The following is a 12,235-nucleotide window of genomic DNA, read 5'->3' on the forward strand; positions in this document are numbered from 1 at the left end:
ACCACCCAACCGGTGGTCACCCCCTGCGTCTGCCTAGGAGCTGCTCGTCGAGCTAATGGCCGCCCTGCTCGTCGCGGCGGCGCTGCCAGCGCTGTTCGATACGGTCCATCACGGAGCGCTTCTGACGTGGCTGGCGACGGGCGTGCGGGCCGCCGGCGGGCTGTTCACCCGGCTTGGGGGCCTTGCGCCATCCGGTCACCGCGAGTACCGCACAGCCCAGCATGACGAGGAAGCCCACCACGCTCAGCCACACCTGCTTGGCGACCATTCCAGCCATGAGGAGCGCGATACCTACGAGGAAGCCCGCGACCGCCTGGTAGACCCGTCGCCGGGTGTACGTACGCAGCCCGCTTCCCTCAAGCGCTGTCGCGAACTTGGGATCTTCGGCGTACAGCGCTCGCTCCATTTGCTCGAGCATTCGCTGCTCGTGCTCCGAGAGCGGCACGGAGTCCTCCTCATCGTGCAGTCGCCGGGGCGACCCGGGGGGTCCCTTCAGGATAGGCAGGGAATCGCCCCCGTGAAACCCGCCCCTCTACGCCAATTGGCCAACCGGGCTCCGGCATGGACGCTCCGGCTCGCTGAGATCTTCATTCCCCAGCAGCCGGCCCGTCATGCCGGAACGGTCTCCCTCGATCATACGGCGACGAGCGTCCGATCGGGGGGCCTGTGGCGTACTCCATGTGCAGCCAAGTCCCTGATCAAGGCGCACCCCTGCGGCACGCTCACAGCGGGCGGCTCAGGCCTCCGCGGTCTCCCCCGTCTCGCCGAGCACATGGAGCTGGGTGGCCACGGCATGGAACGCGGACAGCTCGGCCGCCGCCTCTTCCAGCTTCAGCAGCGCTTCCAGAGCCCCGGGCTCGGTGTCCACCAGGACGCCGGGGACGAGGTCGGCGAAGACCCGCACCCCGTGCACGGCCCCGACTCTCAGCCCGGCCCGCTCGACCAGCTCGGTGAGCTGCTCGGCGGTGAACCGGCGCGGCATGGGGTCGCCCTGGCCCCAGCGGCCGGCCGGGTCCCGGAGGGCCTGCTTGGCCTCCTTGAAGTGACCGGCCAGGGCCCGCGCCAGCACGGCACCGCCCAGTCCGGCGGCGAGCAGGCTGAGGACGCCCTCGGAGCGCAGGGCGGCCACCGCGTTGCGCAGGCCCTCTGCGGGGTCGTCGACGTACTCCAGGACGCCGTGGCACAGCACGACGTCGTAGCCGCCGCGCTCGACCACGTCGAACAGGCCGTGGGCGTCGCCCTGCACGCCTTGCACCCGGTCGGCGACCTCGGCCTCGGCGGCACGCCGCTCCAGGGCGAAGAGCGCGTTCGGGCTGGGGTCGACGACGGTGACACGGTGGCCGAGGCGGGCCAGGGGCACGGCGAAGTTGCCGCTGCCGCCGCCGGTGTCGAGGACGTCCAGCGCCTGCCGCCCCGTGGCCTTCACACGGCGGTCCAGGGCGTCCTGGAGGACCTCCCACACCACTGCTGTACGGAGAGCTGCGCGGGGGCGCATCGGGTCCGACACGGCGTATGACTCCTCGGCGCGGCACCGCCGTCTGCACGGCGGAGCGAACGGGCTGAACGGATGCCTGCCCCGGCCCGGGTCACGGGTGCGGGAAGGCTTCAGGCGCCCTCCACCCTATTGCCTGCGGCGTCCCACCCCGCCATCGCGGTGCCGGGTGCCGCCGTGCGTCTCGCCCGGCGGACAGGATCGGCTCCGCTAACGGCCCGGCGTCGGCACCCGACGGCGGTCAGGGGCCCCGGGAAGGGCGCCGTCCCCGGTGCGGCACGGCGCCCGCCGGTGGCCCCTCAGCCCGCGTCCGGCATCTCCTCGCGCCCACGACCAACGCCGCCCACCTCCCCCGCCTCTGCATCCGTGTCGGGGCGGGGCTGGGGCAGGACCGGCTGGAGCACCAGCATCCGCTCCACCAGGCGCAGGAACATCGCCACGTCGCGTATCAGGTCGTCGGCGTCCCGGCGGCTGGCCGCGCCCTGGATGCCCGCCTCGGCCCGGGCGCGGCGCCGGGCGCCCGAGGCGAACAGGGCACTCCACTCGGTGAGTTCGGGCGCTATCTCGGGGAGCACTTCCCAAGCGCTCCTGATGCGGGCCCGGCGCTTGGGCGTGGGCTCCGCCCGCCCCCGCGCGGCGAGCACGGCGGCGGCGGTGCGCAGGGCGGCCAGGTGGGCGGTCGCGTAGCGCTCGTTCGGCGTTTCCAGAACGGTGGCCTCGTCCAGTCCGGCACGGGCCTGGGCGAGCAGGTCGAGGGCGGCGGGCGGGGCCGTGGTCCGGCGGAGCACGGGGTGCACGTCGCTCGCCGGGCCGGTCAGTGAGGGGGCAGGGCCGGTGGCGCGGCGCCGGCGGGCGGCTGCTGCGTGATAGCTGGCCATGACGAACCTCCTGTCGTCTGTGTGACGGCATGCCCGATACGGGATGCCGTATGTGCCCATCGTGAGGTATGGCACTGACAATCCGTTCTGACCTGCACTTTTGCTTCGATCGACAGTTCGGACTAAGTTTTGCACTGACCAGTCAGTTCAATTGGGGAATGGGGGCAGGGATGGGGGGAACCGTGGCCGGAGTCGGCGTCACGGCCCTGGGTCTCGGGCTCGAAGGGCCCCGCGGATGGGCGTTCCGCGGGGTCTCCTTCGAGGCCGAGCCCGGCTCGCTGATCACGATCGAGGGGGCGTCGGGCACCGGCCGTACGTGCCTGTTGCTGGCCCTCACGGGCCGGATGAAGCCCACCGAGGGCACGGCCGCAGTGGGCGGGACGGCACTGCCCAAGCGCATGGCGGCGGTACGGCGCGTCAGCGCCCTGGCCCATGTCCCGGGTGTGACCGACCTGGACCCGGCCCTGACCGTCGCCGAGCATCTGCACGAACGGGCGCTGCTCCAGCGGCGGTTCGGCGACTCCGTGCGCGGGCTGCTGCGCCCCCGTGCCGAGTGGCGGGCCGACGAGAAGCGGCGGATCGAGGACGCGCTGACGGCCGCGGGCCTGGACCCGGACGCGCTGCCCAAGGGCGCCCGTACGGCCGTACGCGATCTGGACCGTCCGGAGGCGCTGCGGCTGTCGATCGCGCTGGCGCTGATCGCCCGTCCGCGGCTGCTCGGCGTGGACGACACCGACCTCAAGCTCTCGGACGCCGAACGGGCCGACATCTGGGCGGTGTTGACGTCGATCGCCGAGACCGGGACCACGGTCGTGGCGGTGTGCAGCGAGGCTCCCGACGGCACGGTCAAGGTCTCCACGGAAGCGGCTGACGAGGCGTCACCCACCGGGGAATCCCCGGAATCCCGGCCCGCACAGGAGGCCCAGGACTCGCAGGACACCCAGGACTCGCAGAACACGCAGGACTCGCAGGAACCCGGAAAGGAGGCCGCCGATGCGCTCGCCGAGGCTGGCCGCGCTTGAGCTGAGGCGCTTCGGCCGGGGGAAGCTGCCGCGCGCCGCCCTGGTCGCGCTGCTGGTGCTGCCCCTGCTGTACGGCGCGCTGTACCTGTGGTCGTTCTGGGACCCGTACGGCCGTCTCGACCGGATCCCCGTGGCGCTCGTGAACGACGACAAGGGGGCGGCCGTCGAGGGGAAGAAGCTCACGGCCGGCGACGACATCACCAAGGGGCTGCGCGAGAGCGATGTCTTCGACTGGCGCGAGGTGAGCGCCGCCGAGGCCAAGAAGGGTGTGGAGGACGGCACTTACTACCTGTCGCTGACCATGCCGGCCGACTTCAGCGAGCGGATCGCCTCCAGCTCGGGCGACTCGCCGGAGACGGGCGCCCTCCAGGTGCGTACGAACGACGCGAACAACTACATCGTCGGGCAGATCTCACGGACCGTCTTCGGCGAGGTGCGCGAGGCGGCGTCCACCAAGGCGTCGCGGTCGTTCCTGGACCGGATCTTCGTGTCGTTCTCCGACATCCACGGTGCGACGGTCAAGGCGGCGAACGGCGCCGACCGGCTCGAAGGCGGCATCGGGAAGGCGGAGAAGGGCTCCAAGGACCTCGCCGACGGGCTGAAGGACGCCAAGCAGGGCAGCGGCAAGCTGTCGACCGGCCTGAAGAAGCTCAACACGGGCGCGGGCGATCTGGAGGACGGCTCCCGGCGGGTCGCGGAGGGCACCCGGACGCTGGCCGACAAGGTCAACGGCGTCGATCAGAAGATCGGCCCGTTCCTTCAGGACAACGAGAAGACCATCGGGGACACCGCCCAACTCGTCGCCGACACCTCGGGAGCCATCCGGAACAACCTCGACGACCTCGCCGAGCGCGCTCCGGGTGCCGCCAAGGGCGCCCACAAGGCCTCCGACGCGCTGAACGTCATCTACAAGGCGCGCTGTGAGGACGCCGTACTGCCGGACCCGGCCTGCTCCGATCTGAAGAAGGCGAAGCAGTCGGTCGCGGACGTGGCGTTGATCGCCGACGACCTCAACAGGCTGATCGCCGACCAGGACGGCGACCTGAAGACGCTGGACAAGCACCTCGCCACCCTCCAGAAGCAGGCCCAGGCGCTCGCCGACCGCGCGCCCCGCCTCTCCGAGAACCTCGATGACGCCGTCACCCGGATCAACAAGCTGAACCAGGGCGCCGCGAAGGTCGCCGCCGGCGCCAAGAAGCTGCACTCCGGGCTCGGCGACGCCCGGACCGGCGCGGCCGACCTGGACACCGGTGTGGGCGAGCTGAAGACCGGCGCGTACGACCTCAACGGCGGCATCTACAAGCTCGTCGACGGCTCCGGCAAGCTCTCGGACGGGCTGCACGACGGTGCGGGGCGCATCCCCGACTACGACAAGCAGGACCGCGACCAGCGCACCGAGGTCATGGCCGACCCGGTTCAGCTGCTGTCCAAGGACCTGCACAAGGCGCCCAACTACGGCACCGGGTTCGCCCCGTACTTCATCCCGCTGTCCCTGTGGGTCGGCGCGATGGTGGCGTACATGCTGATCGCGCCGATGAACCGGCGCGCGCTCGCCGCGGGCGCCCCGGCGTGGCGGATCGCGCTGGCCGGGTGGCTGCCCGTGGTGGCGATCGGGGTGCTCCAGACGGTGGCCCTGATGTCGGTGCTGCACTGGGCGATCGGGCTGGAGATGGCGCGGGCGGCCGGGACGGTGGGCTTCCTGTTCCTGGTGACGGCGTGCTTCGCGGCGATCGTGCAGTGGCTCAACGCGCGCTTCGGTGCGGCCGGCCGGATCCTCGTCCTGGCGTTCCTGATGCTCCAGTTGACCTCGGCGGGCGGCACCTACCCCGTGCAGACCAGCCCGGGCTTCTTCAACGCCATCCACCCCTTCCTGCCGATGAGCTACGTCGTCGAGGCGCTGAGGAGGCTCATCACGGGCGGCGGGCTGGGACCGGTGTGGCACGCGTGTGTGGTGCTCGCCGCCTTCACCGCCGGCGCCCTCGCGCTGACCGCGCTGTCGGCCCGGCGCCGCCAGGTGTGGACGCTCGACCGGCTGCACCCGGAGCTGAGCCTGTGACCGCGCGCGGGACAATCAGGCCCATGGAAAGCAGCAACGCCGCGTCGGGCGGCAGCACGCGCCGTGAGGCCACCCGGCAGAAGCTCTACGAGGCGGCCGTCACGCTCATCGCCGAGCAGGGCTTCTCCGCCACCACGGTGGACGAGATCGCCGAGCGGGCCGGGGTGGCGAAGGGCACGGTCTACTACAACTTCGCGAGCAAGTCGGTCCTCTTCGAGGAGCTGCTGCGGCACGGAGTGGGCCTGCTCACCGCGTCGCTCCGGGAGGCAGCCGATCAGACCGCCCGGGACGGCGGTGACAAGGTGGACGCCCTGGACGCGATGATCCGCGCGGGGCTGGTCTTCATCGACCGCTACCCGTCCTTCACCCAGCTGTACGTCGCCGAGCTGTGGCGGACCAACCGGGCCTGGCAGTCCACGCTGATGGTGGTCCGTCAGCAGGCCGTGGCGGTCGTCGAGGGCGTGCTGCGCGAGGGCGTTCAGAGCGGGGAGTTCAGCGACGAGATCGACGTCCCGCTGACCGCCGCCGCGCTGGTCGGCATGGTCCTGGTCGCCGCGCTGGACTGGCAGTCCTTCCAGCCGGAGCGCTCCCTGGACGACGTCCACGCGGCGCTGTCCCGGCTGTTGCAGGGCCGGGTGAGCGGACGCCGCTGAGGCGTTCGGCGCGCGCACGCGCGCACACGAAAACGCCGGTCCGAGCCTGGCCGCGTCCCCCGCGGGCCACGCTCGAACCGGCGCCCTCTCGTGCTCCCCCGTTCCCCCGTACTCCCCCGTGTCCCCCTGGACCCCCGTTGGGCCGTCCCCCGGGTCCCCCGTCTCACTCCCGCCGACACCGGGCCGGCGGAAGGAGCGGATCCGGGGAAGCCCCGTTCCGGCGCCCCGTGTCGCCGGTACCGGAGCCGATCCCCTTCTCCGTGCCTCCACTCTCTCGTTCACGCAGGTCGCGCCCCATCCGCGCGCGTACTCATCTCACCGGCTAGGTACGCGTACTCAGGGCTGCGCACGCACGCCCAGGCCCCGGTGCGGCCGACTGGCTACGATCGCCCCCGTGTCTGTACTCCCCTTGGTGTTCACGAGCGGCTGGGCCAGCGGTATCAACGCCTACGCCGTGGTCCTGCTGCTCGGCATATTCGGCGCGACGGGGCTGACCGACGAGGTGCCCGAGGCGCTGCAACGGCCCGACGTCCTGATCGCGGCCGGTGTGCTGTTCCTCTGCGAGGCCGTGGCCGACAAGATCCCGTACGTGGACTCGGCGTGGGACTCGGTGCACACGGTGATCCGGCCGGTGTCCGGGGCGGTCGTCGCGGCGCTGCTCGCCGGGCAGAGCGGGTCGGTGCCGGAGCTGGCGGCCGGGGCGGTCGGCGGTTCCACGGCGCTGGTGAGCCACCTGGTCAAGGCGGGGACGCGGATGGCGGTCAACACCTCGCCCGAGCCCTTCAGCAACGTCGTGGTGAGCCTCGCCGAGGATCTCGGGGTGGCCGCGGTCATCACCTTCGCGATCTTCCATCCGGTGGCGGCGGCCGCGGTCGCGGGAGTCCTGCTGCTCGCCGGGGTGTTCCTGCTCTGCTTCCTGGTCTCGCGGATCCGCCGCTTCCTCCGGCGCAGGGCCGAGCGCCGGGCGCGCAAGCGGCTCGCCCGGGCAGTGCCCCAGCAGCCCGGCTGAGCTGCCCTCCGAGGCCCGGCGGCCGATGTCAGTGGCGGCCGATAAAGTCCCTGACATGGCAAGGATTGCGGTGATCGGCGCCGGGATGGGCGCCATGGCGGCCGCTGCCCGGCTGGCCGTCGCGGGCCACCGGGTGGCGGTGTACGAGCGTACGGAGACGTACGGCGGAGCGGTGCGCCGCTTCGAGCGTGACGGCTTCGGCTTCGACACCGGACCGGGGCTGCTCCCGCTCCCCGCCGTCTACCGCGATCTGTTCCTCAAGACCGGCAAGGAGCCGCTGGAGGCGTGCGTCGAGCTGGTCCAGGTCGACCCGTCCGCGCGGCACATCTTCGCGGACGGCATCGAGGTCTCGCTGCCCAACGCCTCGCGCGCGGGTGTGGTGGCCGCCCTGGACGAGACACTGGGCGGCGGCACGGGCGGGCGCTGGGGTGACTTCCTGGTCCGGGCCCGCGAGGCCTGGGACCGCACACGCAGGCCGCTGCTGGAGGAGCCCCTGTGGCCGAACTGGCAGGTGCTGGCCGAGCGCGAGCCCTATCCGTCCGTCCCGCACAAGCGACTCCTGCGCACCCGCCGGGCCGGCACGCTCGCCGAGGTCGGCGCCTGGGAGCTGCGTGACCCCCGGCTCGTCGCCCTGCTGGAGAGCCACGCGGTGGCGTACGGCCTCGATCCCCGCGAGACCCCGGCGAGCGCGGCGGTGCTGCCGTACCTGGAGCATGCCTTCGGGACCTGGTATGTGCGCGGCGGCATACGGGAGTTGGCGCGGGCGGTGTACGAGCGCTGCGTGGCCCGGAAGGTCGAGTTCAGCTTCGGTGCGGAGGTCGCCGGGGTGCTGGAGAAGGACGGTCGGGCGGGGGGGCTGGAGCTGGCCGAAGGGCCCGTGGTCGAGGCCGACTTCGTGGTCTGCGGGGTCGCGCCAGGCGTGCTGGACCGCCTGGTCCGGGGTACGGCGTTGCGCGGCGAGGGCGAGGTCGCGCCCCGACGCACGGCGGCGAGCAGACTGACGGTGCAGCTGGCGCTGCGCGGTGGCCGCCCGGAGGGTACGGCGCACCGCACGGTGGTGCACGCACCGGACCGCGAGGCCGAGCTGGACGCCCTGTTCGGCACAGCGGCCGGGGGCATGGCCGAGCGGCCCACGGTCACCGTGCTGCGGCCCGACGACCCGGCACTGGTTCCGGACGCCGGCCATGAGGCGATCACACTCACGTCGACGGTTCCGGCGGGGGCCGAGGGGAGCCGGGCGGCAGCGGAGCTCTTCGACCGGCAGGCCGAGCACCTGATCTCGGCGGCCGAGCGTGCCGTGCCGGACCTGCGGGACCGTCTCCTCTGGCAGGAGGTGCGCACCCCGGCCGACATCGCGGAGACGACGGCCGCCGAGGGCGGAGCGGTTCCGGCACCGGCACTGGCCGCGGCCGACGGGCGTCTGCTGTATCCGTCCAACAGCACGGCCGTGTCCGGTCTGTTCACCGTTGGCGGCTGGTCCCACCCGGGCGGCGGGCTCCCGCACGCCGGTATGTCGGGCGCGCTGGTGGCGGGGCTGATCGTGGAGGGGCCGGAGTTCCGCGGCTCTCAGTGATCCGCGCGGGGGCGGGGCGGCGCGGGGCCGTCAGAAACGGTACTGCTCGTCGTACCCCTGCCCCTGCCCCTGGCCCTGCCCGTGCTGCTGGCCGTTGGGGTCGTAGCCGTACTGCTGCTCCGGCGGGAGTTCGCCGCCGTAGGCCTCGTCGGTGCGCTGCTGCGGGACCCAGACCCCGCCGGGCGGGGTCGTCTCACTGTAGGTGCCGGTGGCGTACTGGTCCTGGCCATAGCCCTGCTGGCCGTACTGCTGCTGGCCGTAGGCGTCGTAGGAGGCGCCGCCGTAGGTCTGATTGCCGATGTACGGGTCGGAGTAGGCGGCGTACTGCTGCTGGCCGTTGGGGTCGTAGCCGTACTGCTGCTGGTCGTAGCCGGCGTAGGCGTCGTACGCGTAGCCCTGGTCGGCCGTCGCGTACTGGTCCTGGGGCTGGCCGGCGGCCGCGTAGTTCTGGTCGGCGGCGGCATAAGCGGGGTCGTTGTATATGCCGTACGAGCCGGTGTCGTCCGGCATGGGCTGCGGTTCGTAGACGGCGGTCGTCTCCGCGGCCGAGGGCTGTGCGCGCGAGGGGGTGAAGACGTCGTCGCGGTCGTAGTCGTCGCCGTAGCCGGCGCCGTCCTGGCCGTACCTGTTCCCGTCGCCCTCGAAGCCGTGCTCGGACGCCTCCAGGTCGGAGACCTCCAGGGTCGGCTCCTGCCGGTCCGGTTCGTCGCGGCGGCGCTTGCTGCCGAGGGGGCCCAGGGCCGGCGCGGAGACCGCCCAGCCGGCCGAGAAGCCGCGGCGGAACGACAGCGTGACGTAGGTCTGACCGACAGCGAAGGCCGCCGCGCCCAGACCGATGACGATGACGGACGGGATCAGTACCCCGACCACGACGCCGAGGAAGCCGACGAATGCGAGCAGCCGCCAGCGCAACCGCGCCTTGTACTGCAACAGCACTTCGCCCAGCAGCCACAGCGCGACGATGCCGAACGCGATGTAGAGGACCGTCCAGCCCATGTACGCCCCTCTCCCAGTGGCCGCCTACGCAGTGTGACGTATATCAGGACGGCCGGTCTAGGCCTGCGGGGGTTGGTGCAGGCCCAGGTTCTCGTAGATTTCCAGCGTCGCCGTGGAGTTGTTGAGCGTGATGTAGTGCAGTCCTGGCACTCCTTCGGCCAGTAGCTGCGCGCAGAACTCCGTGGCGAACTCGATCCCCATGGAGCGTACAGCCGCGGGATCGTCCTTGGCTGTGAGGATCCGCTCTTTCAGGGCGGCCGGGAAGGCGGCGTTGGTGAGGGAGGGGATCCGCTCCAGCGACCGTACGCTGGTGATCGGCATGATCTCCGGGATGATCGGGGTGTCGCAGCCGGCGGCCGACACCCGGTCGCGCAGCCGCAGATAGTCCTCCGGTTCGAAGAACATCTGCGTGATCGCGTAGTCCGCGCCCGCCCGGCACTTGTCGACGAAGTGCGCGACGTCGGTGTCCCAGTCGTCGGAGCGCGGGTGCATCGCCGGGAAGGCGGCGACACCCACACAGAAGTCACCGGAGGCCTTGATCAGCTCGACGAGCTCGGCGGCGTAGCGGAGGCCCCGCGGGTGCCGCACCCAGTCGCCCAGCGGGTCGCCGGGCGGGTCGCCGCGCAGCGCCAGCATGTTGCGGATCCCGGCGTCGGCGTACTGGCCGATGATGTTGCGCAGGTCGGCAACCGAGTGGTCGACGGCGGTGAGGTGGGCGATCGGGGTGAGCGTGGTGTCCGAGGCGATGGCCTCGGTCGCCTTGACCGTGCCGGCACGGGTGGAACCGCCCGCCCCGTAGGTCACGGACACGAAGTCGGGTCCGACGGCCTCGACCCGGCGCAGAGCGTTCCACAGGTTCCGCTCGCCCTTCGGGGTCTTGGGGGCGTAGAACTCGAAGGAATACGTCGTCTTGCCGGTCGCGAGCATCTCGCGCACGGTACGAGCGTGGTCCGACCTGATGGATGCGGTGCCGAGGGCCATACTCGCAGGTTAGCCAGGGGGCCCCGGTCCCCCAACCGGACAACGGATATTTGCCTGATTTGTCGGACTGTTGTCCGCCCCTTGGACAAACAAGGGCGGAATTCAAGCCCAAGTCCACCGGAACTCGAGCGCGCGGACCACAGAGTGAGACGCGAGGGCGGGTTACCGCCGTGCGGCGTGGTCGTCCGCCCGGACCTACGCCTGCCGCAGCCGCTTGGCGAACTCCGCCGCGGCGGCGCCCGGGTCCGTGGCCTCCGTGATCGCCCGCACGACGACGACGCGGCGGGCGCCCGCCTCCAGCACCTGGTCGAGGTTGCCGAGGTCGATGCCGCCGATGGCGAACCAGGGGCGGTCCGTGCCGAGGGCGGCGGTGTGCCGGACCAGGTCGAGGCCGGGGGCGTGGCGGCCGGGCTTGGTGGGGGTGGGCCAGCAGGGGCCGGTGCAGAAGTAGTCCACGCCGTCCTGGGCGGCGGCCGCGTCGGCCTCGGTGTCGGCGTGTGTGGAGCGGCCGATCAGGATGTCGTCCCCGAGGATGGCGCGGGCGGCGGGGACCGGGAGGTCGCCCTGGCCCAGGTGCAGGACGTCGGCACCGGCGGCGTGCGCCACGTCGGCGCGGTCGTTGACCGCGAGGAGCTTGCCGTGCCGGGCGCAGGCGTCGGCGAAGACCTTGAGGTGCTCCAGCTCCTCGGCCGCCTCCATGCCCTTGTCCCGCAACTGCACGATGTCGACCCCGCCCGCCAGCACGGCGTCCAGGAACTCCACGAGGTCGCCCTGCCGCTCGCGGGCGTCCATGCAGAGGTAGAGCCGGGCGTCGGCGAGCTGACTGCGGACGCTGTCTGCGGTGACGGTGTCGGACATGCGGTGCCCCCTGTGGTCGGGTTGCCGGGCGGGTGGGTCGGGCGGGTGCCGGACGGAGGCACGGTAGCCGGAGCCGAGCGCGCGGACGGCACCTGCCGGCGGCTGCGGCGGTGCCGTCGTGGCGGTGGCGTACGGGTCGGGCCCAGGGCCCCGGCCACCTGTGCGGCGGCCGTTCGGTCACCCGCGCGGCCCGCCGGGCACTGTGCCTCGGCCTGCCCGGAAACCGGGCGCGCTGTACCGCGACCGCGGCCCGCGAGCCCGGCCCGTACGCCGGACGATGTTCGGATTCGCTGGTTCGGATCAGACGGCGAGCGCCTGGGCGCGGCGCTTCACCTCCGTGCCACGGTTCTCACTGAGGGCCTGCGCGGGGGTGCCGGGCAGGCTCTCGTCAGGGGTGAAGAGCCACTCCAGCATCTCTTCGTCCGTGAAGCCGTCGTCCCGCAGCAGCGTCAGGGTCCCGGACAGGCCCTTGACGACCTTGTCCCCGTCGATGAAGGCGGCAGGGACGTGCAGCGCGCGGTTCTCACCACGGCGTACGGCGATGAGCTGGCCCTCCTTGACCAGCTGCCGGACGCGCGTCACCTCGACGCCGAATTGTTCGGCGATGTCGGGCAGGGTGAGCCAGGCGGGGACGAGAGCATCGATCTTTGCGTCAATCTCGGTCACGGAACAAGCCTGCCATCTGCCACTGACAGTAGGAAGTCAGGCCGGTCCGCG

The 12,235-nt window shown here is 72.1% G+C and carries 12 protein-coding genes; 5 read left to right on the forward strand and 7 right to left on the reverse strand.

Annotated elements, in window-relative coordinates:
- Window positions 1–52: 52 nt before the first annotated feature.
- From ACIQWG_RS08000 to ACIQWG_RS08010, 3 genes are all read right to left on the reverse strand, one after another.
- Window positions 53–445 (reverse strand): DUF3040 domain-containing protein, encoded by a 393-nt coding sequence (locus ACIQWG_RS08000; protein WP_404091838.1) that lies wholly within the window; start codon window positions 443–445, stop codon window positions 53–55.
- 291 nt (window positions 446–736) lie between these two features.
- Window positions 737–1,507, reverse strand: a complete 771-nt coding sequence (locus ACIQWG_RS08005; protein WP_404091841.1) for a methyltransferase — start codon at window positions 1,505–1,507, stop codon at window positions 737–739.
- 284 nt (window positions 1,508–1,791) lie between these two features.
- Window positions 1,792–2,370: an SAV_6107 family HEPN domain-containing protein gene (locus ACIQWG_RS08010; RefSeq protein WP_404091844.1), complete on the reverse strand. Its 579-nt coding sequence runs from the start codon at window positions 2,368–2,370 to the stop codon at window positions 1,792–1,794.
- 170 nt (window positions 2,371–2,540) lie between these two features.
- Between ACIQWG_RS08010 and ACIQWG_RS08015 the strand changes: the two genes are divergently transcribed.
- From ACIQWG_RS08015 to ACIQWG_RS08035, 5 genes are all read left to right on the forward strand, one after another.
- Window positions 2,541–3,392 carry an ATP-binding cassette domain-containing protein gene (locus ACIQWG_RS08015; RefSeq protein ID WP_404091846.1) on the forward strand — a complete coding sequence of 284 codons (852 nt, stop codon included), beginning with the start codon at window positions 2,541–2,543 and terminating at the stop codon, window positions 3,390–3,392.
- Window positions 3,364–5,448 carry a YhgE/Pip family protein gene (locus tag ACIQWG_RS08020; RefSeq protein WP_404091849.1) on the forward strand — a complete coding sequence of 695 codons (2,085 nt, stop codon included), beginning with the start codon at window positions 3,364–3,366 and terminating at the stop codon, window positions 5,446–5,448. Before ACIQWG_RS08015 ends, ACIQWG_RS08020 begins: the two co-directional genes overlap by 29 nt.
- A gap of 23 nt (window positions 5,449–5,471) precedes the next feature.
- Window positions 5,472–6,101, forward strand: a complete 630-nt coding sequence (locus ACIQWG_RS08025; RefSeq protein ID WP_404091852.1) for a TetR/AcrR family transcriptional regulator — start codon at window positions 5,472–5,474, stop codon at window positions 6,099–6,101.
- A gap of 394 nt (window positions 6,102–6,495) precedes the next feature.
- On the forward strand, window positions 6,496–7,110 hold the full coding sequence (locus ACIQWG_RS08030; RefSeq protein WP_404091855.1) for a DUF4126 domain-containing protein: 615 nt from the start codon (window positions 6,496–6,498) through the stop codon (window positions 7,108–7,110).
- A gap of 55 nt (window positions 7,111–7,165) precedes the next feature.
- Complete coding sequence (locus ACIQWG_RS08035) at window positions 7,166–8,683, forward strand: phytoene desaturase family protein (protein WP_404091857.1); 1,518 nt, start codon at window positions 7,166–7,168, stop codon at window positions 8,681–8,683.
- Between the two features lie 30 nt (window positions 8,684–8,713).
- Here the strand turns inward: ACIQWG_RS08035 and ACIQWG_RS08040 are convergent, their stop codons facing one another.
- The 4 genes from ACIQWG_RS08040 to ACIQWG_RS08055 form a co-directional block, all read right to left on the reverse strand.
- Window positions 8,714–9,679: a hypothetical protein gene (locus ACIQWG_RS08040; protein WP_404091859.1), complete on the reverse strand. Its 966-nt coding sequence runs from the start codon at window positions 9,677–9,679 to the stop codon at window positions 8,714–8,716.
- A gap of 57 nt (window positions 9,680–9,736) precedes the next feature.
- Window positions 9,737–10,660, reverse strand: coding sequence for a methylenetetrahydrofolate reductase [NAD(P)H] (gene metF / locus ACIQWG_RS08045; RefSeq protein ID WP_404091862.1), 924 nt, complete (start codon window positions 10,658–10,660; stop codon window positions 9,737–9,739).
- Between the two features lie 195 nt (window positions 10,661–10,855).
- Complete coding sequence (gene thiE / locus ACIQWG_RS08050) at window positions 10,856–11,518, reverse strand: thiamine phosphate synthase (RefSeq protein ID WP_404091865.1); 663 nt, start codon at window positions 11,516–11,518, stop codon at window positions 10,856–10,858.
- A 300-nt stretch (window positions 11,519–11,818) separates the two neighbouring features.
- Complete coding sequence (locus ACIQWG_RS08055; RefSeq protein WP_404091866.1) at window positions 11,819–12,184, reverse strand: Rv2175c family DNA-binding protein; 366 nt, start codon at window positions 12,182–12,184, stop codon at window positions 11,819–11,821.
- Window positions 12,185–12,235: the final 51 nt, after the last annotated feature.

Source organism: Streptomyces sp. NPDC098781, from assembly GCF_044759995.1.
Taxonomy (GTDB): Bacteria; Actinomycetota; Actinomycetes; order Streptomycetales; family Streptomycetaceae; genus Streptomyces.

Excerpts from the sequence above, each read along its gene's own strand:
- ACIQWG_RS08035 (WP_404091857.1), top strand. The coding sequence starts at position 7,166 with ATGGCAAGGATTGCGGTGATCGGCGCCGGGATGGGCGCCATGGCGGCC.
- ACIQWG_RS08020 (WP_404091849.1), top strand. The coding sequence starts at position 3,364 with ATGCGCTCGCCGAGGCTGGCCGCGCTTGAGCTGAGGCGCTTCGGCCGG.
- metF (WP_404091862.1), bottom strand. The coding sequence starts at position 10,660 with ATGGCCCTCGGCACCGCATCCATCAGGTCGGACCACGCTCGTACCGTG.
- ACIQWG_RS08010 (WP_404091844.1), bottom strand. The coding sequence starts at position 2,370 with ATGGCCAGCTATCACGCAGCAGCCGCCCGCCGGCGCCGCGCCACCGGC.
- ACIQWG_RS08015 (WP_404091846.1), top strand. The coding sequence starts at position 2,541 with ATGGGGGGAACCGTGGCCGGAGTCGGCGTCACGGCCCTGGGTCTCGGG.
- ACIQWG_RS08040 (WP_404091859.1), bottom strand. The coding sequence starts at position 9,679 with ATGGGCTGGACGGTCCTCTACATCGCGTTCGGCATCGTCGCGCTGTGG.
- thiE (WP_404091865.1), bottom strand. The coding sequence starts at position 11,518 with ATGTCCGACACCGTCACCGCAGACAGCGTCCGCAGTCAGCTCGCCGAC.
- ACIQWG_RS08025 (WP_404091852.1), top strand. The coding sequence starts at position 5,472 with ATGGAAAGCAGCAACGCCGCGTCGGGCGGCAGCACGCGCCGTGAGGCC.